Source organism: Brevibacillus invocatus, assembly GCF_003710915.1.
Lineage (GTDB): Bacteria > Bacillota > Bacilli > Brevibacillales > Brevibacillaceae > Brevibacillus > Brevibacillus invocatus.
Genome location: NZ_RHHR01000013.1, coordinates 163,418 through 187,191, shown reverse-complemented (window position 1 = coordinate 187,191; position 23,774 = coordinate 163,418). Strand labels below are relative to the sequence as shown.

The 23,774-nt window shown below is 49.1% G+C and carries 24 protein-coding genes and 2 pseudogenes; 19 read left to right on the top strand and 7 right to left on the bottom strand.

What is annotated here, in order from left to right:
- The 8 genes and pseudogenes from EDM52_RS09390 (at window position 1) to EDM52_RS09355 (ending at window position 7,858) form a co-directional block, all read left to right on the top strand.
- Window positions 1–1,968 carry a dynamin family protein gene (locus EDM52_RS09390; RefSeq protein WP_122908739.1) on the top strand — a complete coding sequence of 656 codons (1,968 nt, stop codon included), beginning with the start codon at window positions 1–3 and terminating at the stop codon, window positions 1,966–1,968.
- Between the two features lie 165 nt (window positions 1,969–2,133).
- Window positions 2,134–2,304, top strand: coding sequence for a hypothetical protein (locus EDM52_RS24600; protein ID WP_183184948.1), 171 nt, complete (start codon window positions 2,134–2,136; stop codon window positions 2,302–2,304).
- Window positions 2,301–2,945: an efflux RND transporter permease subunit gene (locus EDM52_RS09380; protein WP_122908737.1), complete on the top strand. Its 645-nt coding sequence runs from the start codon at window positions 2,301–2,303 to the stop codon at window positions 2,943–2,945. The genes EDM52_RS24600 and EDM52_RS09380 overlap by 4 nt, the downstream gene beginning before the upstream one ends.
- Window positions 2,939–3,070, top strand: a pseudogene (locus tag EDM52_RS25145) (HAMP domain-containing protein); the annotation flags it as partial. The gene EDM52_RS09380 and the pseudogene EDM52_RS25145, both read left to right, overlap by 7 nt.
- 221 nt (window positions 3,071–3,291) lie before the next feature.
- Window positions 3,292–4,188, top strand: a complete 897-nt coding sequence (locus EDM52_RS09370; RefSeq protein WP_122908735.1) for a phosphotransferase family protein — start codon at window positions 3,292–3,294, stop codon at window positions 4,186–4,188.
- Between the two features lie 127 nt (window positions 4,189–4,315).
- On the top strand, window positions 4,316–5,515 hold the full coding sequence (locus tag EDM52_RS09365) for a DUF3880 domain-containing protein (protein WP_122908734.1): 1,200 nt from the start codon (window positions 4,316–4,318) through the stop codon (window positions 5,513–5,515).
- A gap of 22 nt (window positions 5,516–5,537) precedes the next feature.
- The gene (locus EDM52_RS09360) at window positions 5,538–7,163 is read left to right on the top strand and encodes a DUF3880 domain-containing protein (RefSeq protein ID WP_122908733.1); all 1,626 of its coding nucleotides are present in this window, start codon (window positions 5,538–5,540) and stop codon (window positions 7,161–7,163) included.
- Between the two features lie 35 nt (window positions 7,164–7,198).
- Entirely contained in the window at window positions 7,199–7,858 is a 660-nt protein-coding gene (locus EDM52_RS09355; RefSeq protein WP_122908732.1) for a polysaccharide deacetylase family protein, read from the top strand.
- Between the two features lie 155 nt (window positions 7,859–8,013).
- Here EDM52_RS09355 and putP read toward each other — a convergent pair whose 3' ends face one another.
- Window positions 8,014–9,480 (bottom strand): sodium/proline symporter PutP, encoded by a 1,467-nt coding sequence (putP, locus tag EDM52_RS09350; RefSeq protein WP_122908731.1) that lies wholly within the window; start codon window positions 9,478–9,480, stop codon window positions 8,014–8,016.
- 194 nt (window positions 9,481–9,674) lie between these two features.
- Window positions 9,675–10,136 carry a hypothetical protein gene (locus EDM52_RS09345; RefSeq protein ID WP_122908730.1) on the bottom strand — a complete coding sequence of 154 codons (462 nt, stop codon included), beginning with the start codon at window positions 10,134–10,136 and terminating at the stop codon, window positions 9,675–9,677.
- Window positions 10,137–10,266: 130 nt separating this feature from the next.
- Here EDM52_RS09345 and EDM52_RS09340 point away from each other — a divergent pair, with 130 nt between their 5' ends.
- Complete coding sequence (locus tag EDM52_RS09340; protein WP_122908729.1) at window positions 10,267–10,479, top strand: cold-shock protein; 213 nt, start codon at window positions 10,267–10,269, stop codon at window positions 10,477–10,479.
- A 95-nt stretch (window positions 10,480–10,574) separates the two neighbouring features.
- Here EDM52_RS09340 and EDM52_RS09335 read toward each other — a convergent pair whose 3' ends face one another.
- Both EDM52_RS09335 and EDM52_RS09330 read right to left on the bottom strand, forming a co-directional pair.
- Window positions 10,575–10,772, bottom strand: a complete 198-nt coding sequence (locus EDM52_RS09335) for a hypothetical protein (protein ID WP_122908728.1) — start codon at window positions 10,770–10,772, stop codon at window positions 10,575–10,577.
- A 127-nt stretch (window positions 10,773–10,899) separates the two neighbouring features.
- A pseudogene (locus EDM52_RS09330) lies at window positions 10,900–12,010 on the bottom strand (aminotransferase-like domain-containing protein).
- 121 nt (window positions 12,011–12,131) lie between these two features.
- On the opposite strand from EDM52_RS09330, the gene EDM52_RS09325 reads away from it, so the two are divergent.
- The 7 genes from EDM52_RS09325 (at window position 12,132) to cimA (ending at window position 19,888) form a co-directional block, all read left to right on the top strand.
- On the top strand, window positions 12,132–12,926 hold the full coding sequence (locus tag EDM52_RS09325) for a thymidylate synthase (RefSeq protein ID WP_122908727.1): 795 nt from the start codon (window positions 12,132–12,134) through the stop codon (window positions 12,924–12,926).
- Window positions 12,923–13,405, top strand: a complete 483-nt coding sequence (locus tag EDM52_RS09320; protein WP_122908726.1) for a dihydrofolate reductase — start codon at window positions 12,923–12,925, stop codon at window positions 13,403–13,405. The genes EDM52_RS09325 and EDM52_RS09320 overlap by 4 nt, the downstream gene beginning before the upstream one ends.
- 77 nt (window positions 13,406–13,482) lie before the next feature.
- Window positions 13,483–14,475 (top strand): PHP domain-containing protein, encoded by a 993-nt coding sequence (locus EDM52_RS09315; RefSeq protein ID WP_122908725.1) that lies wholly within the window; start codon window positions 13,483–13,485, stop codon window positions 14,473–14,475.
- A 97-nt stretch (window positions 14,476–14,572) separates the two neighbouring features.
- Window positions 14,573–15,766 (top strand): M20 metallopeptidase family protein, encoded by a 1,194-nt coding sequence (locus EDM52_RS09310; RefSeq protein ID WP_122908724.1) that lies wholly within the window; start codon window positions 14,573–14,575, stop codon window positions 15,764–15,766.
- A 119-nt stretch (window positions 15,767–15,885) separates the two neighbouring features.
- Window positions 15,886–16,983 carry a YheC/YheD family endospore coat-associated protein gene (locus EDM52_RS09305; RefSeq protein WP_122908796.1) on the top strand — a complete coding sequence of 366 codons (1,098 nt, stop codon included), beginning with the start codon at window positions 15,886–15,888 and terminating at the stop codon, window positions 16,981–16,983.
- Between the two features lie 181 nt (window positions 16,984–17,164).
- Window positions 17,165–18,016 (top strand): alpha/beta hydrolase, encoded by an 852-nt coding sequence (locus tag EDM52_RS09300; protein WP_122908723.1) that lies wholly within the window; start codon window positions 17,165–17,167, stop codon window positions 18,014–18,016.
- A gap of 249 nt (window positions 18,017–18,265) precedes the next feature.
- Complete coding sequence (cimA, locus tag EDM52_RS09295; RefSeq protein ID WP_122908722.1) at window positions 18,266–19,888, top strand: citramalate synthase; 1,623 nt, start codon at window positions 18,266–18,268, stop codon at window positions 19,886–19,888.
- 59 nt (window positions 19,889–19,947) lie between these two features.
- Here cimA and EDM52_RS09290 read toward each other — a convergent pair whose 3' ends face one another.
- Window positions 19,948–20,190, bottom strand: coding sequence for a DivIVA domain-containing protein (locus EDM52_RS09290; protein ID WP_276330104.1), 243 nt, complete (start codon window positions 20,188–20,190; stop codon window positions 19,948–19,950).
- A gap of 148 nt (window positions 20,191–20,338) precedes the next feature.
- The gene (locus EDM52_RS24595; protein WP_183184946.1) at window positions 20,339–20,479 is read right to left on the bottom strand and encodes a hypothetical protein; all 141 of its coding nucleotides are present in this window, start codon (window positions 20,477–20,479) and stop codon (window positions 20,339–20,341) included.
- Between EDM52_RS24595 and EDM52_RS09285 the strand changes: the two genes are divergently transcribed.
- From EDM52_RS09285 to EDM52_RS09275, 3 genes are all read left to right on the top strand, one after another.
- On the top strand, window positions 20,478–20,840 hold the full coding sequence (locus tag EDM52_RS09285; RefSeq protein WP_122908720.1) for an MFS transporter: 363 nt from the start codon (window positions 20,478–20,480) through the stop codon (window positions 20,838–20,840). The genes EDM52_RS24595 and EDM52_RS09285 overlap by 2 nt on opposite strands.
- Before the next feature lie 423 nt (window positions 20,841–21,263).
- Window positions 21,264–22,127, top strand: coding sequence for a hypothetical protein (locus EDM52_RS09280; protein WP_122908719.1), 864 nt, complete (start codon window positions 21,264–21,266; stop codon window positions 22,125–22,127).
- A gap of 24 nt (window positions 22,128–22,151) precedes the next feature.
- Window positions 22,152–23,321: an amidohydrolase family protein gene (locus EDM52_RS09275; RefSeq protein WP_183184944.1), complete on the top strand. Its 1,170-nt coding sequence runs from the start codon at window positions 22,152–22,154 to the stop codon at window positions 23,319–23,321.
- A 152-nt stretch (window positions 23,322–23,473) separates the two neighbouring features.
- On the opposite strand, the gene EDM52_RS09270 is transcribed toward EDM52_RS09275, so the two are convergent.
- Window positions 23,474–23,704, bottom strand: coding sequence for a DUF1128 domain-containing protein (locus EDM52_RS09270; RefSeq protein ID WP_057134208.1), 231 nt, complete (start codon window positions 23,702–23,704; stop codon window positions 23,474–23,476).
- Between the last annotated feature and the right edge of the window lie 70 nt (window positions 23,705–23,774).

Here is a 23,774-nt window from a genome sequence, read left to right as displayed (position 1 = left end):
ATGAACCAGTTGAGAGAGAAGCTATTTGCCGCAGCGGAGCGCTTGCGGCGTGCAAGTATAGAAATCACAGATGTACCGGGTATGAAGAATCAGGCGCAAGCGATGCTGGATCGTGCAGATCGCTTGACTGCCAACCGCTTTACTGTTGCCTTGTTCGGGGCTTTTAGTGCGGGGAAATCGTCGTTTGCCAATGCCTTGATGGGAGATCTGGTGCTGCCGGTATCGCCCAATCCGACGACGGCTGCAATCAACAAAATTATGCCTCCAACCGAGGAACAGCCCCATGGAACCGTTCGTGTCGTGCTGAAAAGCAGAGATGCCATCGAACAGGACGTGCTCCGTTCCCTGGCTGTATTCGGATTGTCCGCTCCCGATCTGGAGGGCGCTTTGGACGAACTGAACAAAATTGACGTAGCGCAAATCCCTCCAACCGCGAAACCTCACTACACCTTCTTAAAAGCCGTCACGAAGGGTCTAGGTGAGATGGCGGATCATCTCGGCGGCGAGTTGCTGGTAGACATGAAGGCGTTCAAAGGCTTCGTAGCCAAGGAAGAAAAAGCGTGCTTTGCCGAGTACATCGAACTGTTCTACTCTTGCCCGCTGACGGATCAAGGAATCGTCCTGGTGGACACGCCCGGTGCGGACTCGATCAATGCTCGTCACACCGGAGTTGCCTTTGAGTACATGAAAAACGCGGATGCTGTTCTGTTCGTAACCTACTATAATCATGCCTTCTCCCAGGCTGACCGCGAATTCCTGCTGCAGATGGGACGTGTAAAGGACACCTTTGAGATGGACAAGATGTTCTTCATCGTGAATGCTGCTGATTTGGCTGCCTCAGAAGAAGAGCTGCAGGGTGTCATTACGCACGTAGAGAAAAACCTGCTTACCTGCGGAATTCGCCTACCTCGGATCTATCCGGTATCCAGTCAGACTGCTTTGCTGGCGCGGATGCTTGAGGCTGGCAAGCTTGCTGGATCTGCTGAAAAAGTGTACCGTCAACGCACGCAGACAGCAGAAGGTGAGCCTTTGATGCCAGCGGAAGAAGGATTTGCCCTGTCTGGAATGGCTCATTTTGAACAAGATTTCCTGCGTTTTACCATCGACGAGCTGACCCAGATTGCGGTCAATGCCGCAATCGCTGAGATTCGCAGGGCACATGAAACCTTGTCCGAATTTATGCGCATGGCAACGTCCGGAGAAAGCGAACGTCTGGCTCGTCGGGATGCGGCCAACGAAGCGCAGGCTGCGGCGCTGGCTGCAGTAGATGCTCTCTCGGTCACTTCGATGGAGCGGGATTTGGACAAAGAGCGAGAAGAACTGCTTTTCTACGTCAAGCAACGTCTCTTTTTCCGCTTCAACGAGCTGTTTGGTTTTGCCTTCAACCCGGCTGTCCTAAAAGAGGATGGACGCAACATGAAGCAGGCTCTGCAAGGCTGTCTGACGGATCTCCTCCGTTCGATCAGCTATGATCTGGCACAGGAGCTGCGTGCGACCACGCTGCGACTGGAGAAGTACATGAACAGACAAGGAGTCACGCTGATCCAGCAGTGGCAACGTGATGTTCAGGCCCACGCGACCAGTCTCTCCCTGTCTCCATATCAGCCGAGGCAGGTAGAGACGCTGACATTCGCGGAGGATTTGCCTGTAACCAGCCAGGCCTTCCAACCTGCGCTCTCCCTGTTTAAGAACACCAAGGATTTCTTTGAACAGGATGGCAGAGTGAAAATGCGCGAGGATTTGGAAAAGCGCCTGCAAGAGCCTGTATCTGCCTATGTCTCTGGCGGAAGCGAGCAATTGCGCGACCAGTTTTCCACACTCTTTTCCACAATCGTGGAAACGGAACGTGCCCTTGTCAAGGAACAGGTTGCCTCCTACTTCACAGGTCTGATTGCCGCGTTGGAGATGAAGGTAGACCTGAACGAGCTGGAAGGCAAATTGAAACGTGTAGCAGCTGAACTGGAATAAATAGGGATGATAAAGAGGTGCTCCGAATCGGGCGCCTCTTTTTCTTTTTTCTCCTCCTTCATATTGCCACGTTTTGTTCATCGATCGTTCATATTGGGGAGCTATATTGTGGGCAGAGCGATCACCGCAGCAAGCGGTAAACATCGAGCAAAGGGGGGGATGAAAGTGCGGTGGTTAACCAAATCGTCTTTGCAAAATCCGGCTATGGTGGTGCTCCTATCGCTACTCGTCGCATTGGGTGGGGTGTTTTCGTTTCTAGTGATCAATATTGAAAGCGAACCCCAGGCAAAGCTGGGGATGCTTACGGTATCCCCAAAGAGGGTGTACTTGGTATGATGATGGCGGTTCTCGTCATCTATCTGTTCCTGCGAAATATGAAATCTACATTCATCGTCATGATTTCCATTCCGCTTTGTGTGCTCATCAGCGTCATGTTCATGAAATTTAACGGCATCACCATCAATCTGATGAGCTTGTTCGGGATGACAGTGTCGATCGGTAGAGTCGTAGATGACAGCATAGTCGTCATTGAAAATATCTTCAGGCGCTTTCAGACAGAAGAACGCCAGAATGAAACGATTCTGGCTGCTGTAGGGGAAGTTGCCAGAGCGATTACCTCGTCTACATTGGCGACGGTCGCTGTCTTTTTGCCCATTGCTTTTGTGAGCGGCATGCTGGGAGATTTCTTCAAGCCTTTCGCAGCAGCAGTAGCATGGTCGCTACTTGCCTCATTGATCGTAGCAGTTACGGTTGTGCCTTTGCTAGCAAGCATGACCATACGCAAAGAAAAGAAAGCGGAAAAAAAGCCCCAAGGTGGACGGATTGCGCTGCTTTATAGCGAGGTCTTACAGAAAGCCTTGGAGAACAAGGGGAAAGTCGCGCTGATCACGCTGTTGTTATTTGGCGGAAGTGCAGGATTGGCTGCGAGACTGCCGACAGGTTTTTTGCCGGAGTTGAACATGGATTTGCTACCTTGACTCAGGCTACCAAAAAGCTGGCTGAAGGCGAGTACGAGATACAGCTGGATATCCTGCGCCGGGATGAGATAGGCAATCTGGCAGCCAATTTTGCGCAAATGACTCAGTCGCTCAAGCAGTTGGATGATGCTGCGCGCGTGAATGGCAGGGATTCGTCCGGTCTTTTATCGGAATAGAGGTTAATGGAAGTACAAAGGATGTCTCTCATCGCCGGGGAGACATCCTTATTTTTTTCCTTGGTAGGTAGATGTGAGAATGTACGTGACTATAAGTTTCCACTTGTTTGCCAAGTCATACAATACAATATCCTCTAATTTGGATGTTCTAGAAAGGAGCAGACATCACTGTGGAGACGGAGAAACTGGAAAAGCTTTTGCACGCCAAATACCCGGATTTGGCCAAGGAATCCCTGCGTGTAGATGATACAGGATGGTACAATCTTGTACTGATCGTCGGGGAAAGGATGATTTTTCGTTTCCCCAAGACAGAAGAAGCCAAGAGCATCATGGCCAAGGAGCTTCAGATCTTGCCCCAGCTTCACGCTGTTCTCCCTGTTGCAATCCCTCAATTTATCTATTCCTCGAATGAGTCTGATCAGATCCCCTATGTGGGTTATCCCATGATAGCAGGACGTCCGCTTTTTCCTGTGGACATGGCTGGCTTGAATGATCAAGAGCAAGAGCAGCTGGCCAAGGAGATCGGGGCATTTTTGACCGCCATGCATGCTTTTCCTTTGGATAAAGCATTTGGAGAAGCGGCAGAAGCTTCACAGATCAAAGACTACTACAGGGACCTGTTCAAAACGATAAAAAACAAAGCGTTTCCCGTTATGACCCCCAAGCTGATTTCATGGACCAGGCAAGTCTTTGATGACTTTTTAACAGACAAGGATTCATTCCGGTTTACACCCTGCCTTTTACACAATGATCTGAAGCCAGAGCATCTGCTGTACGATTTTGAACAAAGAAAACTGTCCGGTGTGATCGATTTTGGTGCGATGGGGGCAGGGGATCCTGCCTATGATTTTGTCGGGATCTGCCGGGCTTACGGAAAAGCTTTTGTAAATAAAGTAATTCATTTTTACAAGGGACCGCTGGATTCGGCCTTTCTCAAGCGCATCGATCATTTTTACACAAAAATCGTCAGTTTCTGGTCACTTTTTCATGGAGTCGATACGCAGGATCAGCAATTGATTCAGTATGCCCTGGATAAACTGCATGCACATGCAAAAAAAGGCTCATGACGGTTTTATCTCTATGAAAAGTATCGATACGTGTTTTTCCGCATTCAAAAGGATGGTTGCCGCCGTTACGCGAAAGACTTGCCGCCGCATATGGTATCGAATGATATGAGAATGTTGAGGTGAGAAAATGCGTGTCCTGTTTTTGGAGAGCCACCCGATGTGGATTTATGGATTGCCGAATGGATTTTGCGATTCAGGCCATAAAGTGATGATTTCAGGACCTCTGACGGATCAGAATATCCCTGAAATGATCGCAGAGTTTCAGCCCGATCTCATCGTCATGCTGGGGTGGGGACCTGAACAAACAACGGAGAAGCAGGAATGGATCTGTAAACATGTACATGCAGCGCAAGTACCGCTCGTGTATTGGGCAACGGAAGATCCTACTTTTACGAGCTATTTCACGTTGCCATTGATTAAGCGAGTGCAACCTGACTTCGTGTTTACCATTTGTCCGGCACGAGTGGACTATTACCGTCAACAGGGTATAAAAACTGCTCATATGGATTTTGGCTATCACCCGAGCATTCATTGCACCGTGCCGAGTGAGGAAAAATACCGTACCTCGATTGCAGTCGTGGCTAATGCCTATCCCCAGGTGTTTGAACAATATCCCAATCATTATCGCCTGGTCTCTTTATATACGTTAATTCGACCGCTCCTTCATGCAAATATACGTATTGATTTTTACGGTCGTGACTGGGACAAAATGAAATTTTACTTAGGAAAAGACATCCCTGCGGAGTGGATACATGGTTATCTCCCGTATCCAGAAGCAAACAAAGTGTATAGTTCAGCAGACATCGTGATCGGATTGCAAAATTATGAGACCCAGCTTACCCAGCGGACCTATGAAATTCTAGGCTCGGGTGGCTGTCTGGTTACGCATAGTACACCTGAAGTCAGACGCCTTTTTGTTCCCCATCGAGATTTGGTAGCATCTTCGTCTGCTAAGGAAACCGTAGAGCTCGTCAGTCACTATCTGGAGCATCCCGATCTGCGTGAACAGATCAGAAAGCAGGGGATGCATGCCGTGTGTGAAGAAACCTACCAGCATCGAGCTGACTACATGCTGGACCTACTCCAGGAGGAAGGCATCGTGAAAAAGGAAGACAGCGATACGCTGACGGGTGGCAAACTCACCTATTTCATGGATCGGATCAGGGAGAAATACGAGGTGCATGACGTTCGAGAGGGGGACACCCTTTGGAATATTGCACAACAGTACGGTGTGACGGTCGAACAAATCATGAAGGAGAACGGTCTGACTTCCGATCTGATTTACGTTGACCAGTATTTGAAGATCAAAGAAAACAACGGTTCTTGAGATTGGAGGTGAAAGAACGTTCATGCGCGTTTTGTTCTTTGAAAATAGCCACGCATCCGTTCATGGACTCGCGTATGGGTTTCGTGATGCAGGACATCAAGTGATGATTACGGGACCATTAACCGAGAAAAATATTCCTGAAATGATCAAAAAATACAGGCCTGAACTGATGGTCGTGATAGGCTGGGGCCCAGAGCTGTCGATCACGCTGCAGCATGTCATTCGACAATGCTCCCAGGAAGCCAAAGTGCCGTTGGTCTATTGGGCGGTAGATGACCCTACCTTTCTCGAAATCTGGTCCTTGCCTTTGATTTCGCGTTTGCAGGTTGACTTTGTGTTTTCAGTATCCCCTGCATGTGTAGCCACTTACAGACAGGCAGGCTTTCGGGCTTCACATATGGACTTCGGTTATGATCAGACTTTCTTTTTCCCCGAACCTACTCCCTCCGAACCCCGCCATTCGATAGCATTGGTAGGGCATGCTTTTCCCCACATGTATAAACATCATACGGATCAGGATCGGTTGATGGCCCTGCATAACCTGATTCGACCGCTTTTGTACGAAAACATACGGATTGATTTTTATGGCAGGGATTGGGATAAAATGAAGCCCTTCTTTGGGCTCGACATCCCGCAGGAGTGGATTCATGCCTCCTTGCCATCTACAGAGATGAAACAAGTCTACTGCTCGTCAGACATCGTCATCAGCTTACTCACATGGGGTACCCAGATCCCGCAGAAAATTTTTGAAATACTCGGCTGTGGCGGATTCCTTCTCACACAGGATACGCCTGAGATCAGGAGATTGTTTCGCCCAGGTGACGATCTGCTGGTCTCTGCTACTGCTGAAGAGACACTTCGCCTCGTTCGTGAATACCTGGCCCGTCCCGAAGAAGAGCGAAGAAGAATTCGCGAACGGGGAAATCTTGCAGTCCGTAGCCACACCTACCGCCAGCGAGCGGAATATATGCTGCGTACATTGAGAGAGCATGGCATTCTGCCCGATCAAAAGGAGAGTCCCCAACACCATGGTGAGCTTCTCTATTACGATGCTGCCTCCATCGAACCTTACGAAACGCATATCGTGAGCCAGGGAGAAACCCTCTGGGAGATTGCCCAGAGATACATGGTATCGGTAGAACAGCTTAAAAAAGGGAACAAACTCACATCCAATATGATTTTTGTCGGGCAGCCCTTAAAAATACCGCCAGCACGTGAGGATTCTTTTGATGGACAGCAAGAAGTAAAAATGATGCTGGACAAGGCGGCACGTCTGTTTCATCTGGACCCGATCCTTCTGCATGGGATTGCCTACGCTGAATCTAGTTTTGGAAAAAATGCAGGATTGAGCAAAGCTGGTGCATTCGGCATTATGCAGCTCTTGACTGAAACGGCAGAGGAGCTAGGAATCGATCGTACCAATCCGTGGCAAAACATTTTGGGTGGGGCGATGTACGTGAAAGAAATGCTGAAAGAATTCGAAGGCGATATTCCCAAAGCATTGGGGGCATATAACTGGGGTGTAAACAACATGAAAAAGGCAATAGCAGAACAAGGGAATTCCTGGTTGTCCGCAACGCCGGAAGAAACGCAGCAATACGTCGCCAAAATCATGAAATATATGGACGAAGCGGGAGAGTGTCGTTGAACGGTTTGAGATTGAAGCTTGATGGAGGTGAATGAATGAAAAAGGGTGAAGAAAAAGGGAAGAGCCGGTATAGTACCACAGAAGCTCCAATTCGGAGAAAACCCAAGGAAGTCGCGCTTACCTTTGATGATGGTCCCGACCATCTATGGACCCCGCGTGTTTTGGATATCTTGGCCCAGTATCGCGTAAAGGCAACCTTCATGTGCGTAGGTCAAATGGCAAAATACAATCCCAAAATACTGGAAAGAATAGCGTCCGAGGGACATGTAATCGGGAATCACAGCTGGGACCATCCGTATTTTACGAAAATTGCGCTCTCTGCCGTGCTCGACCAAGTGGAGAGAACCACAGAGCAAATCGATAAAATCATTGGCTTGAAGCCACGCCTGGTTCGTCCCCCATACGGAGCGACGAATGAAGACGTGAACCGTATTTTAAAGGCTGGGGGTCACGAGATCATCCTGTGGGATGTGGACAGCTGGGATTGGAAGGGGCTTACCAGGCCCCAGGTAGCGAGGAATGTCCTCGGGCATGTAGGGCCGGGCTCTGTCGTCTTGCAGCATTGTGCGGGAACTGTAGATGATACACTCAAGGGAACAGTGGAAGCTTTGCCGTATATCATCGAAGTGCTTTGTGAACAAAAATACGCTTTTACGACGATATCGGAGATGTTCCAGCTTGAAGCGTATTGGTAACGAGTAAGAACAGGATAGACTGCCCGACTTCGTGAAAAAACGAAACCGCGTCCCAAGCGCCGTCTCCAAGGAATCTCTCAGGGGTGGACGCTTAAAAGCGTGTTTCGTTTTTTCGATCCATCTCGGCCTCATCCTGCGGTGTAGAACATGAGTCATTATTGTTGGTTCTTCTTCAGGTATGCGTCGTATTGCGATTCTACTTCCATCGGTGGCCTTGCCGTGACGTTGCTGACGATCAGGATCGCCAACAGGCTCACAGCAAAGCCTGGGACCATCTCATACAAAAAGTCCTTTAGCACATCGAATCTCGTCCAGATGATGACCGTCAAGGCCCCTGCAATCATCCCTGCCAGTGCCCCCCAGCGGTTCATGCGCTTCCAGTACAGCGACAGCAGGATGACAGGTCCAAAAGAGGAACCAAACCCTGCCCAGGCGTAGCCGACTAGATCGAGAATGGTGTCGTTTTTGTTTAGAGCGAGCAGAAATGCGATGACCGCAACGATGAGAACAGAGAGTCGTCCGATTCTCACCAGCTCCTTGTCTGTTGCCGAGCGCCGAAAGAAAGTCTTGTATATGTCCTCCGTCAGGGAGCTGGATGTCACGAGGAGCTGTGACGAGATCGTGCTCATGATGGCAGCCAGTATAGCCGCAAGCAAAAACCCTGTGATGATCGGGTGAAAAAGTATCGTACCAAGCTGGATAAAAATGGTCTCCGGATCAGCCAGCGTCCAGCTGTTTTTGGAGTAAAGGGCAATTCCTACAAGGCCGGTGAGCATCGCGCCCGCAACCGAGAATATCATCCACCCCATGCCAATTCGGGTGGCCTTTTTAATTTCTTTCGTCGAAGTAATCGCCATGAAGCGAACGATGATATGCGGCTGACCGAAATAGCCAAGCCCCCAGGCGAAAAGCGAGATGATCCCGAGCAGACTGGTCCCTTTGAAAATGTTGAGCAGAGAAGGATCGATGGAGCGAATCTCGGAAAACGATTCCCCCACCCCACCTGCCGCAACGATAGTAACGAGAGGGACCATGATTAGGGCAATGACCATGATGAGGCCTTGGACAGCATCGGTCCAGCTCACAGCCAGGAAGCCCCCGAAAAGGGTGTACGCGATCGTCACCAGTCCCACTATCCACAACCCGGTTTGGTAGCTGAGCTGGAAGGTGTTTTCAAACAAAACACCCCCAGAGACCAAGCCGGATGAGACGTAAAATGTAAAAAAGATCAGGATGACAAGGCCCGATACCAGTCGCAGCAGATGAGAAGCATCTCCAAAGCGATTCTCCAGATAAGCGGGAATCGTAATCGAGTTGTTGGCCATCTCTGTATAGGTACGCAAGCGCGGAGCTACATACAGCCAGTTCGCATAGGCACCTAAAGTCAGGCCGATCGCGATCCAGGAAGCGCTCAGACCCTGGGCGAACATGGCTCCCGGCAAGCCCATCATCAGCCATCCACTCATATCGGAAGCTCCTGCACTCAAGGCAGTGACAGTGGGACCGAGAGAGCGTCCGCCCAGCATGTAATCAGTCAGATTGGAGGTGCGTCGATAAGCGTAATAGCCAATGAGCAGCATTCCAGCCATATAGACGATAATGGAGCCAAGCAGCATGTTCATACGTCACAGCACCTCTTATGTATTCAGTCTCTATGGGTGTAATATGGACTTATTCTTTTTGATCATGCAAAAACGTGAAGGCTAAGGCTTGGAATAAAGACCCAGGATCTCAGCTTTGGATGGGCTCTCGGCAGCCAAAGAAAAAAAGCTTGCGATACGGGATCGCAAGCCTATCAAAAAAATCTTTTGAACGTCTATTCCTGCAATTGAATTTGTCCACTGCTGTCCAGATTTACCTGGAACTCCTTGACCACGGTAGGCTCCGCAGAAGGATTGTTCAGATCCTGCTTCAATACTTGGAATTTGCCGTCTCCGGTCAGTTTTCCCTTGTATTCGAGGCCGAGCAGATCGGATTTGTAAAAGCTGAAGTTGGCCAGCTCCGTTTTTTGCAATTCTTCACTTAAAAGCTGCCCGTCTCCACTAAACATCGCGTTTCTCAGTGCCTCAGAGGAGTCGTATTTTTCCTGCAGATAGGTTTTCAACTGTTGGGCGATCTCAGATTCGGCCAGCTGCTTTCCAGCCTCTACGACCTGTTTTCCTGTTTCGATCGCTTGCTTTCCTGTCTCGATTGCCTGTTGAGCCGTCTGTACACCTTCTGATACCTCTGAACATGCCGTCAAAAGCAATGCGCAGAGGACAATAGCGGTTTTACGCATGCTAAATCATCTCCTTTCGGCGAAAAGACGAAAAGTCGTACTTTATTTATCATACCGTATCTCCACTTTCTTCGCATCCGCATAGGATGAAGTAAGCGCATAGCTGCAATTTGTACAGGGAGGAAATGCAATGATTCATGGGAAAGTGAAATGGTTTAGCAAGGAGAAGGGGTATGGTTTTATTGAACGGGATGGTGGGCCGGACGTGTTCGTTCACTACTCAGCAATCAGTGGATCCGGTTACCGCAATTTGGAGGAGGGCGAGCTCGTTACCTTTGAAATTGTCAATGGTCAACGAGGTCAGCAAGCAGCAAATGTAGAACGCTCAGCAGTGAACAATTAATCCGCCTTTTCAATGTCTGGCCACCAAAAAAAATAACGCCGTCGCTCTCGTTCGTAGAGAGCGGACGGCGTTTTTTTGCTAGCGAATGTTCCAAATCAGCGCAAATAGAGAAAGACGGCCAAAGCAATCAACAAGATTATGGTGATGACTCCGTATATGATCAACAGGTTTCGGGAGCGCTCGACGAATCCCCGCTGTCTGGTTTCTTCTGGCTGCAATCCGATCTTAAAGGTGGCAGCTAGGGCGATCGCGACCAGTACAAAGACAGCAATGATAAATGGATAAATGGACATACACCATCGTCCTTTCTGGGAATGAACAGGATTGATTCAGATGAAGACAAGGAATCAAACATCTTGCACAACTTGATCATAGCGCGATCCATACAAATTGAAACCATCCACTTGGTAGCTTTTTTGCTCATCCACTTAAAGTGAAAGCATCTGCAAAGCGAGAAACAGCTTCGCGAATTTCGTCTGCATCCGCTCGCCCAAATGTGAAGCGCACGTATCCATCCTTCGCTCCAAAAAGATGCCCAGGGACAAAAATGGTGCCTCGCTTCACGGCTTCACGCAACAGCTGTGATTCGTTCCATTCACCAGCCAGACCGCACCAAAGGTGAATGCCTCCAGCTGGTATCACAAGTTCTGCCTGATCGCCAAAATGGCCTTGCAACGAGGTCACGAGCTGGTCGCGACGCAGGAGGAGCTGGCTGCGTAATAGATCCATATGTCTAGAAAAATCAGATGAGGATAGAAACTTGTCAGCCAGCCACTGCGGAAAAATACTGTGTCCGTAGTCAAATTGCTGCTTGGCATCTGCCAATCGCTCGATGACGGTCTGAGGTCCGACAATCCAGCCGATGCGCAGTCCGGACGCGACGATTTTTGTCAATGAACTGATGTATAGCACAGTACCGTGCCTGTCGAGTGATTTGAGTGTCGGTACGGACTCACCGGAAAAAGAGGTCAGACTATAAGGATCATCCTCAATAATCGGGATGCCGTTTTCTGCTGAAAGAGCCAACAAGCGATGGCGTCTCTCCAGAGAGAGCAGGCTCCCGGTCGGGTTCTGGTAATTGGGGTTGAGAAAGACCATCTTGATCCGATGCTTGCGATGAAGCTCTGCCAGTTGTTCGGGTATAATCCCGTCTTTATCTACAGGAAGTGGGAAGGTCCGTAAGCCGGAAGAACGAAACAAGGGCAGGGAATAACAGTAGGATGGTTCTTCGATTGCTACAGCGTCTCCAGGTTGCAACAGACATTGCACGACCAGATGCAAAGCTTGCTGTGCACCAAATATCCCGGCTGACGATCGTACCGCTGCCTCGCTTTCTCTCGACCACACCTGCTGCTTGCAACTCATCATACGCTGCGACGATCGTGGAGCGGTTTACATGAAGTTCCTTGGCAAGCAACCGCTCAGAAGGCAAAAAATGGCCAGGTGGAAATTCACCGATGCTGATCCGCTGCTCCATTTGTTCTGCAATTTGTTTGTAGCGTGGTTTGGTCTTCGATTCTTTCTCGTCCATTTGATCCCGCTTCCTTTTTCATGCGTTCGATTCCTTGTTATTATAGCATGCTGTATCCCTTCCGTTTTCAATCGCGCCGTTTTGGTTTAGTATAGACCTAATAGGGAAGGAGTGTAGGGGAATGAGACAATATCTGGACTTGTGCCAGCGCATTCTGGACGAGGGAGTCAAAAAGGAAGACCGGACAGGCACGGGGACCATCAGTGTTTTTGGTCATCAGATGCGGTTTGACTTGAGCGAGGGCTTCCCGCTGATTACAACGAAAAAATTACATACCAAATCGATTTTCCACGAGCTCTTGTGGTTTCTTTCTGGTGATACCAATATTGGCTATTTGCAAGAAAATGGCGTGCGCATTTGGAACGAGTGGGCGGATGAAAACGGAGATCTGGGACCGGTATACGGCAAGCAATGGCGTTCTTTCGCTGGACGAGACGGCAAGACGGTCGATCAAATCAAGTGGGTCGTAGAGGAAATCAAGCGAAATCCCGACTCTCGCCGTTTGATCGTAAGCGCCTGGAACCCGGCTGAGCTGGATGAGATGGCACTGCCTCCATGCCACTTGCTGTTTCAGTTTTATGTCGCCAATGGAAAGCTTTCCTGCCAGCTGTATCAACGCAGTGCAGACACGTTTTTGGGCGTGCCCTTCAATATCGCCAGCTACGCTTTGCTCACCCAGATGATGGCGCATGTAACGGGACTTGAGCCTGGTGAATTTGTGCACACATTAGGCGATGCTCACCTGTACCTCAACCACGTGGAGCAGGTAAAGCTGCAATTGACCAGAGAGCCGAAGCCTCTGCCAAAGCTGAAGCTCAACCCGGAGGTTACATCCATTTTTGACTTTACCTTCGACGATATTGAGGTGGTCGACTACGAAGCCCATCCACATATTAAAGGAGAGGTAGCTGTATGATTAGCCTGATCGTCGCGTATGCGAACAACCAGGTGATCGGCAAGGATGGCGTCATGCCTTGGCATTTGCCGGCTGATTTGAAGCACGTAAAGGAGCTTACGACAGGCCAAACGATCGTGATGGGAAGAAAGACGCTGGAAGGCATCGGCAAGCCGCTTCCCAACCGACGAAATGTCGTTCTGACCCGCAATCTTGATTTTCACATGCCAGGTGTGGATGTGGTTCATACCAAGGAGGAGGTGCTGGCGCTCGGAGATGTGATCATCTTCGGAGGAGCCGAGATTTATCGCCAGTTTCTCGATGTGGTAGATCGCATGTACATCACAGAGATCCATTTGGACACGCAGGGGGATACGTATTTCCCGGCATGGGATCGGGATGCCTTTACCTTGGTAGATAAGCGAGAAGGTATCATAGACGAGAAGAACCGCTATCCACATGCGTTTTGTACGTATGAGCGAAAAAGCGACATGAAATAGGTTCGTGTGACATATGCCCTATTCCCTCAACATAAAAACAAGTAAGACTGTTGGAAATACCCGCGGAGGGGATCGGGATGAAGGTAGATTTTCATGTCCATGTTGAGGAAGGGCCGTATTCTCTGGATTGGTTGATGCAAACAACAGCATCGCTTTCGGAGCAGGTAAAGGAAGAGGTGCCTGGCACAAGGGAATGGATGGACGGGCTGGTGCGTAGATTGACGGATCGCATGAGGGAAGGGCCTTATTCGTCGGCCTGGCTGGATGAGTATCGGTCGCGAGCCAAGGAGCTGGGGATTGGAATCGTCGGCATCGTGGAGCATGGCTACCGTTTTACACAATTCAAAAGCCTCTATGAAGAGCAGCTGCATCTGGGACAGGATCATCTGGGACGAGTCCAGCGGCAGTGGCTGGATCAAGTCTGCTGCGAGAGCTTTCCGAACTACCTCGCTTTTCTGGAGAGGGAGAAGCAGCGCTGGGAAGACGACGGGATTGCCCTGCGGGTCGGAATCGAGCTGGATTTTTTCCCTGAACAGGAAGCAGCACTGTCCAGGATCGTGAATGCCTATGACTGGGATTTCTGCCTGGGCGCCGTTCATTTTGTTGAGGGAGTCGCTGTTCATCTGCCCCAAACGAGCGAGCGCTTCGGGAGAATGGATCTCGGCAGCCTGTACAGTCGATACTTTGATCTGGTGGAGCAGACAGTAGAGAGCGGGCTGTTTGATCTGATTGCTCATGTGGATGGATTAAAGAGCTGCGGCTTTCGTCCGGAGGAAACCTCTCTGCTGTCTTATTACCAGCGTATTGCCCGTTCCCTCAAGCGCAACCGGGTGGCGACCGAGTTGAACACCATGTGGTACCGCCACCCAACTGTCGGCGAAATGAGTCCAAGTTCCCGAATGCTGGAGATTCTGGCTCAACATGGGGTAGCTGTGACGACAGCTTCAGGAGCGACACGCCCGGATCAATTGGGGAATCATGGCGACATGGCTAGCGCGACGCTCAAGCGTGCAGGGTTTGAATCAATAGCCGTCTATGAGCAAAGAAAGCAGCAGATTCTGCCCCTTTGACGAATCTTCCATCCAGATTCCTTACTTTTTCTGCTATGATAAGGATAAACGATAGGACAAGAATCGCATTCGCATGGTATGGGAGGAAGTGCACAGCATGTCATTGCAGGAGCAGCTCAAAGACCGCTTGAAAGAAATGGAACCGCAAATCATCAGTTGGCGTCGTCATTTGCATCAATATCCGGAGTTGTCTTTTCATGAAGAAAAGACACCACAGATGATTGCTGAAATTTTGGAAGGACTGAATTTTGACGAGATTCGCACAGGTGTCGGGGGACGAGGGGTAGTTGGCGTCCTGCGCGGAAGCCGTCCTGGCGCAGTCGTAGCCCTGCGCGCGGATTTCGACGCGCTGCCCATCCAGGATCAAAAAGAGGTTACGTATAAATCCAAAGTCCCTGGGGTCATGCATGCTTGTGGTCACGATGCGCATACCTCTCAGCTGCTTGGCTTGGCCAGTGTTCTCGCCAATCATCGCGATCAGTTCGCCGGTGAAATTCGTTTTATTTTCCAGCATGCGGAGGAGGAGTCGCCAGGCGGCGCCATCCAGATGACACAGGACGGGGCAGTAGACGGTGTGGACGCGATCTTTGGGGTTCACCTCTGGTCCATGCTGCCAGTCGGCAACGTATACATCAGTCCTGGGCCGATTATGGCCAGCATCGATGATTTTGTCATCGAGGTTAAAGGACGGGGGGGGCACGGTGCCATCCCGGATGAAACGATTGACTCGATTGTCGTCGGATCGCAGATCGTGGGAGCCTTGCAAACCATCGCCAGCCGCAATGTCAGCCCGATGAACAGTGTCGTCGTCACCGTCGGAACGTTTCACGGAGGAGACAATAACAATGTCATCGCGGATTCCTGCCGCCTGACGGGTACAGTCCGTACATTCCTGCCAGAGGTGCGTGACCGCGCCGAGGAGCGGCTGACCGAGATCGCCAAAGGAACAGCAGCGATGATGGGGGCCAGCGCGGAGGTTCGCTATATTCGGGATTATCCGGCCGTCATCAACAGCGAGAAGGAAGCCGAGCTGGCACGTGAGGCAGCACTGGCCGCATTTGGCGAAGAGCGAGTCCTGCCGATGAAGCCGCTCATGGGAGGAGAGGACTTCTCCTACTACTTGGGCAAGGTTCCTGGTGCCTTCTTCTTTGTTGGAGCGGGCAATCTGGAAAAGCTGGCTGAATATCCGCATCACCATCCGCGCTTTGATATTGATGAAGACGCGATGCTGATCGCGGGGGAGCTTTTGGGCAGAACTGCTTTGCATTTCCTGGAGAAGCACCAGTCATAAGGATACAAAATGAAGATGCGCTTTTGCCTAGTAGGGGCAAAGGCGCTTTTTTTCATTTCAGCCATAAACTGACTAGGAGAATAAAAGGGGAAGTGCACAGGAAGGCGGTGTTGCCACCAGTGAAGAAAAGGATTGGCATCCTTACCTACAGAGGGGAAAAAGGCTTTGTTGAACCAGGCTTCCTGCGTTTGTTGGTCCGCGAGGGTGAGAAGATGGGCTGTGAAATCTTCCTCTTTGGTCCGCAGGATGTTTATTTGAATGCAAAAGCAATCAAAGGCTATACGCCTGATGTGACAGGCTGGAAAAGCAACTGGTACGCCTGGCCCGACATCGTGATTGACCGATACCGCTACTATCCGGTACCCAAGCACACCAAATACCTCACCTTTCGCAAGCAATCCTGGTTTCGGTATGCCAACAGCCGCTTCGCCAATAAATTCGCTGTTCACCAGGTGCTGGAACAGGAGCCTGAGCTAAGAAAATGGCTGCCGCAGACGCTATCCTACTCCCGAGCGGCATTGTCGATCATGCTGGCACATCATCGCGTCATTTATCTGAAACCTACCAATGGCACAGGAGGACGCAGCATCCTGCGAATCGAAAGTAAACCGACCGGATATGAATTGCATGGCCGAACGAAAACGAAAAAGAAAATCGTGGAGAAGCTGAACAGCTTTTCGGCACTGTCTCAACGGCTAGAGCAGTGGATGAGACAGGAGAAAAGCGGAAACGAGCAGTTTTTTCTACAGCAGGGATTGGAGCTAGGCCTTGTGCCAGGACGTACTGTAGATGCTCGCCTGCTCGCTCAGAAGGACGGTACCGGAAACTGGCGCTTGACCGGCATGGCAATCCGAATGGGGACGAGACAGTCCTCTACCTCCAACCTGCATAGTGGCGGAAAGGCCATACCGACAGGCTCCTTTTTGACGGAGCACTTTGGGCTGAAAATGGCTAGGCAGATCATTCGCGAATGTCGGGAGGTTGCCCTGCGCACCGTGGCTCGCATCGAGCAGCACTTCGGTCAGATGATGGAATTCGGTATTGATCTGGGCATCGATGTGCACGGAAACGTGTGGTTGATCGAAATGAATCCTAAGCCGGGAAGAGAAATTTTTCGCCAGCTGGGTCAAAAAAAGCAGTATCTGGAAGCAGTAAGAAGGCCTCTGGAATACGCGCTTTATCTGCTGGATGCCGAACAAAAATGGCAGTTTTCATAAGGCGTCTCCCCCAAAAGCAACAGCGGAGTACGAAGACTTGAAAAAAGTCCTAGTCTGCCGCTGTTGCTTATTTACTTGTACAACGATTTTAAGACGCATGGTTTCTTTTCTGTGGGCAGCCCTGCATAATAATAGGAAAGCCACAATGGATGCAGTCTGAAAAAATACGAGGTGAAGCGAAATGAACAAGGGAACCTTTTCTTTGCCATTAGAAGAAGGACTTACGCTGCGCGGCAACTGGCATGCAGACCCCACGAAAGGGGAGCGACAGCCTGTACTGCTTTTTTGCCACGGCTTTAAGGGCTTTAAAGACTGGGGAAGCTTTCCGTATGTCGCCGACGAGCTGGCCAGACGGGGAATTGTAACAATCCGATTCAACTTCAGCTGCAATGGTGTTGGAGAAAGTGAAACCCATTTTGATGAGCTGGAAAAGTTCGGGCGCAATACATATGCACGTGAGGTGGCGGACCTGCAAGTCTTGGCGCAGTATATTCGCGAAGGCAGGCTGGGATTGCCAGATTACGCAGACCGTAACAAGCTGTTCGTCACAGGCCACAGCAAAGGCGGGGCAGACGTCATCCTGTTTGGAGCCGATAATCCACAGGTAGCAGGCATCATCACGTGGAACGGAGTGGCGGATGTCAATCTGTTCGACGAAAAGCTGCGCAACCAGATCGCGGAGAATGGGGTTGGCTACATCCCCAATGCTCGTACAGGCCAGGACATGCCGATTACCCGTGTCGTGATTGAAGACGTGGATCAAAATCGACAAGCCTATGATTTGCTGGAAAAAGTGGCAGAGATGAAACAGCCTTTGCGCATCATTCAGGGGCGGGAGGACTTTGTCCGTCTGGTAAAGGGAGCGCAGCGACTGCATGAAGCAGCGAATGAGAGTGAGCTGATCTGGATCGAAGGAGCCGATCATACGTTTAACGCAAGGCATCCGTTTGCCGGCAGTACCTCTCAGCTGGATGAAGCGATTCACTTGACAGCCGAATTTGTCCTCGACAGGTGGACAGCTGAAAAACAGTAGATTTTTTCTGTGAAAAACGTCTCGACGTTTTTCATATAAGTGGATGTGACCGCTTGCGGTCAAACAAAACGGTCATGACCGTTTTGTTTGCTTGTAGCTGCTGGGTTTTCACCGGAAAACGGGAAAACCCAGTGTTTTCCCGCATTTTCTTTCCTTGTGGGCTATGCTATACTGTGTATTGTTCAGTAATTAAAATGGTGAGATTATTCTGAAAAAAGAAAAAACGGACAATAGTTGGGGTGGAGACACATGGAGAGCAAGGTGTATCTGTACGATACGACCCTGCGTGATGGTACGCAGGGAGAAGGGATCAGCCTGTCGGTAGAAGACAAGATAAAGATCGCTCTGCGGCTCGATCAGTTTGGTATTGATTTTATCGAAGGTGGATGGCCGGGGAGCAATCCAAAGGACATGGCCTTTTTTGAACGAATTCGGGAAATTCCGCTGCAGCATGCCAAGGTCACAGCTTTTGGCAGCACCTGTCGTCCACATGTAGTGGCTTCGGAAGACGACAACCTGCGTGCATTGATTGCCAGCGGAGTAAAAGCTGCAGCAATCTTTGGGAAGTCATGGGATATGCACGTCACGGATGCACTGAAGACGACACTGGAAGAGAATCTTCGGATGGTAGCGGACTCAGTCGCCTTTTTGAAATCGAAAGGCTTGACCACGCTGTTTTTGGCCGAGCATTTCTTTGATGGCTACAAGGCAAATACCGAGTATGCCTTACAGGTATTGAAAGCTGCCGAGCAGGCCGGAGCGGACTGGATTGTTTTGTGTGATACAAACGGTGGCAGTCTGCCAACTGAAATATACGATATTGTAAAGCATGTGAACAGCCAATTGCAGGTGCCGCTGGGCATCCATCCGCACAACGACAGCGGCGTTGCGGTAGCCAATGCGCTTGCAGCCATTCAGGCGGGGGCAGCACAGGTACAGGGCACCATCAATGGAATCGGAGAGCGCTGTGGAAACGTAAACCTGATCTCTGTCATTCCCAATCTGCAATTAAAGCTGGGCTATACCTGCGTCAGCAGCGAGCAGCTTCAGCAGTTGACACAGCTTTCTCGTTACGTGGCTGAAATTGCCAACATGACGCTTCCAAACAACCAGCCTTTTGTCGGCAACAGCGCGTTTGCCCACAAAGGTGGCATCCACGTCAGCGCAGTGCTGCGCGATCCGAAGACCTACGAGCATATCGAGCCGGAGAATATCGGCAACAAGCGCCGTGTCCTTGTTTCGGAGTTGGCTGGACAGAGCAATTTACAGGCGAAAATGGAGGAGCTGGAGATCGATTTCTCCCTGGAGCGGGCAGAAGCGCGTGAGATCATCAAGCAGATCAAGGAGCGTGAATTCCAGGGCTACCAGTACGAAGGAGCGGAAGCCTCCCTTACCCTCATGCTGTTGGAAGCGGCAGGCAAGCTGAAAAAGCTGTTTACGCTGGACTCCTTCAAAATTTTGATGGAAAAATCAGCTGCCGAGGCCATCACATCTGAGGCCACTGTCAAAATCAGTGTCAATTCGGAGACAGTTCATACAGCAGCAGATGGCAACGGTCCGGTCAATGCGCTGGACAACGCCATGCGAAAAGCACTCGAAGGCTATTACCCAATTATCTCCAAGATGCATCTTACCGACTACAAGGTACGCGTCCTGGATGAGAATGGTGCCACTGCGGCAAAAGTCCGTGTATTGATTGAATCGGCATGTGATGGGGAGAAATGGAGCACGGTAGGAGTCTCGACCAACGTGATCGAAGCGAGCTGGGAGGCTTTGGCTGACAGTATTCGCTATCTCCTGTGGAAGGAAGGCTATGAAGAGGCGAGAAGCCTTGTTGCAGCAGAAGCGCGTGTCGGGATTGTAAACCATTGATGGAGAGTGAACATAAAAAAGTCTGGCCGATGGGGCCAGGCTTTTTTTCATCATCCGTGTCACTTTGACCTTAATAGTTTCTCAATCAGAGAAACTCTGTCGTTTAGTGACTCTAGTGTAACGGTAGACTCCTCAATTAACGCCGACTCCACCTCATTGAGACGTTCTATCAGCTGTTCAATAATGAGAGTATAAGTCGTATAATCCTTAATAACGATGTCTAGAAACTCATTTACCTCGTCTCTATCATAGCTGGAAATAAAGAATCCTCGTTCCCGAAATGCCTGATTATATACATCCAAGGGAGTGAAAGAAATGTTCTCCTTTATGATGGTCTTTGCATCTAGCAGCAAAAGAAAAAAACCTCCTCACTTGGAGTTTTTGGAATTGTTCCTAACCTTATTGTGAAATCGAGAGCTACTCGGTTGATCAGACGATAAAACCGCTTGATCATGCGGATATGGTGCTTTTTAGTAGCCGCTTTTTGATAAATACGGGGCTCGCTGACTGGCGATTATCGGATTGACCATCATGATTGTGACGACATTCGGCTTGACGCGATTGACGCTGCACACGACTGATGCCCGTCATGACGGCAGGATTGAATGCGCTGCCGCTTCGGTTGAACCCGCATGGTACCGCGATGACCAACACGATCAATGCGATCGGAGGGGCGATTGGAACCGCTCTGTTCGTCTCGATCATGTCGGTCCGTTCCGAAAGACACATAGCAGCCATCATTCGAGAGCAGCAGATCAATCCAGCAGATCAGGCTCAGATGGCGCTAGCTACCAACCAAGGTATGACAATGGGAACGAATGACGCCTTTTTGATCGCTACGTTATTTGCAGTTGTCGGCTTGATCCTCGCGTTCTTCTTGCGTGATTCCTCACCTGAAGTAGGGGAGATGGAGGGAGTGAAGGCAAAGAGGAAAGCCCCCCAGCCTTCGTGAAGGTAAAGCGATGTCCTTGCACACAAAAAAAGAATATGAGCCGGATTAGGGGACTGAACCGCGTCCATGGGACAGGGATCAAAAAAGCATCAAAACAGCTTAGCCAATTAAGCAGCCAATTGCCGAAAATTTGAATCGGGGACTGGCTGCTTGAGTTTTGTCTAAATTTCGTTGTTGAGACCTCTCCCCTTTATGGAATCCATCCATTGGACTGCTCAGCAGCTATTATCGAATAACCGCAGGATCACTTTCTCGCTTCCACAAAAAAACACGATCTATTCAACTTGACGACGCATTAATTGCGGGTGTACCGCATTTTTTTGCGCGATTTTAGAAGAGGGATCCGGTTAATATGGACACCAAGAGCGTAGAGTGCAGGCATTGCAATAGCACTTAAAAAAACGAATGCGGAGGTAGATCAACATGTATAAAGGTATAGCAGGTGCCATTCTCTATGTTGCAATCGTTTTGGGTGGATATGCTGTTTATAATGAGTACTTCACTGAAGAACAACAAGTCGCAGTTGAAGAACAGTATCCGGGCATTACCCATACGTCTCAAAACGATAGCCACGAGGATAGCCACGAGGATAGCAAAGAAGAGCACGGCGGCGACAGTCATGAAAATGAAGCAGGGCATGGGGATGGTAGCCAAGTACATACGTATGTTCAATCAGAGAGCAACGGAATCAGGATTTACCTGAAAGATTACTTGGGTAATGCAGTAGATGAGCTTGCAGTGAATCATGAGAAGCTTCTGCATTTTATCGTTGTGGATGAGCAACTGCAGAAATACTATCACCTGCATCCGGAGCAAATTGGAAAAGGAGAATTTCACATCGACAATGTACTGCCAGATGGGTTTTATAAAGGATTTATTGATATAAAACCTGAAAAATTGGCTTACCAGGTTACTCCAGTGTTATTCGTAGTCGGAAATCCAGTTGAACAGTCTCACGGCCACAGGCTTATGGCAGACCAGACACTCGTCCAGGAGATTGATGGTGAGACCGTTAAACTAAACATGAGTACAGATCTGATCAATGAGACTGTAACGTTATCATTTGATTTAAACAGAACGGCTTTGACTCCGTATTTGGGAGCGATGGGACATGTCGTCATTCTTGATGAAGAAGCTCAAAATTTTGTTCACGTTCATCCCGTAAATCATGAAGATCCAGTATTTCAAACCAAATTTAAGAAGCCTGGTCTTTATAAAATTTGGGCCGAATTCAAACAGGGTGAAAAAGTTAGAGCGTTCCCATACGTGGTCGAAATAAAAGAATAAAACGGGTTGGATACTTTTTAAAACGTGTCAACAAAGAAGGTGGTTTTTTCTTTGATCAACAAAAAGTGGCTTTTGACTGGGATTGGATTGTTTGTTGGAACTGCTGTTGTTGGCCTGCTGAACCTGGTTAATAAAGAGACAGATTTCGAATCCTATGTCTACAAACCTGATTTAACGATGGTCGACGTGATAAAAAATGCAAGAACCAAGACAACAGTCGGAACCCTTGCAGAAAAGTACAGGGACTTGAAAGTGATCGATGTACATAGTCATGATGGACCCAATATTGAGTTTGTCAAACCCATATGGGATGAATTTTTTATAGATAAAATTGCAATATTTGGAAAAGTGAGCGAACCGGCGGCTATGGGTGATGATCAAAAAAGTTGGCGAGCTTTTTTGAAAAGTACGGAACGTTATTATCCCTTTTTTTCCGGGTTCGATATGCATAGTGAAGAAGGCATAGCAATGGTTAGGAAAAACTTGGAGCAGGGTTATATGGGGGTAGGTGAAGTAATTGCGGCTTCAACCTATTCAGATGTGGTGTCCAAGGTTGCTTGGAAGGGGAAGGATGCATTGGATGGGTATTTATCAGACGTGTATGCATTGTGTGCCGAGTATAAGGTCCCTATTCTGCTGCACATTGATCCGCTGGCAAGCGCACAAGTATCAGTCTTGCAGGAAGCGTTACAAAAACATCCAGATACAAATTTTATCTTGGCACATGGAAATGTTGGTGAATCAACCAAACAGGTTGAAATATTGAAAAAGCTATTGGAAAGCCATGATAACCTGTATATCGATTTTCTTGCTGGTTACTCGGTAAAAAGTAAGAGTGAGATGGACAGATACATTCCATTAATGGAACAATTTCCCTCAAGGTTCTTTTTGAGTACAGATAGCGGATATGGGTTATCGTCCCTTGCATTCGCGTATGAAGCCATTTACGAAGTGATAGATCGCTTAACACCGGAAGCAGCTATAAAAATTGCCTTTGAGAATTTTGAATACTTGATGGAGAATCAGCCTCCAACTAAAACACAGATTGAAAAATTGAATCAATTACTGGATGAAACAAAAAAGTCAATCGAAGGACTGCAAGTAAACAAACGTATGGCAGCTGAGCTCATTGTGGAATTAGAACGGGAGAAGAGGACAAAGAAACAGGAAAAGGCTATGTCTCCGTCTCGTTGAAAAATGTTTCATATTTACCTGTGATGTCCGTCATGACGGCAGGATTGATTGAGCTGCCGCTTCGGTTTAACGAGTAGAGCTGCGATGTTCTTGCACACATGAAAAAAGAGTATGAGCGGGATTAGCCCGAGCTCATACTCTTTTGCTTGGTTTTAGCCTTGCTTGCGCATATGACCCAGTTCTTCCACGATCGCTGTCATTTCATTGATGCCAAAAGCTGTTTTCTTCTGAACCATGTTGTACAGATACAGCAGGTCTTCATAATGGACCAGATCAAAATCCTCCGGACGCATGACGGCTGTGTTGGCCATGTTCAGTTTAGCCTTGATGCCTTCAATGAGTACGGCAAGGTTTTCTACAGTAGGTTGGGTAAGATCAGCCATTCCACTTTCTCCTCTCGTCTCTTCGCTTTTCTGTGAAAAACGTCTCTTCGCTTTTCAGTGAAAAACGTCT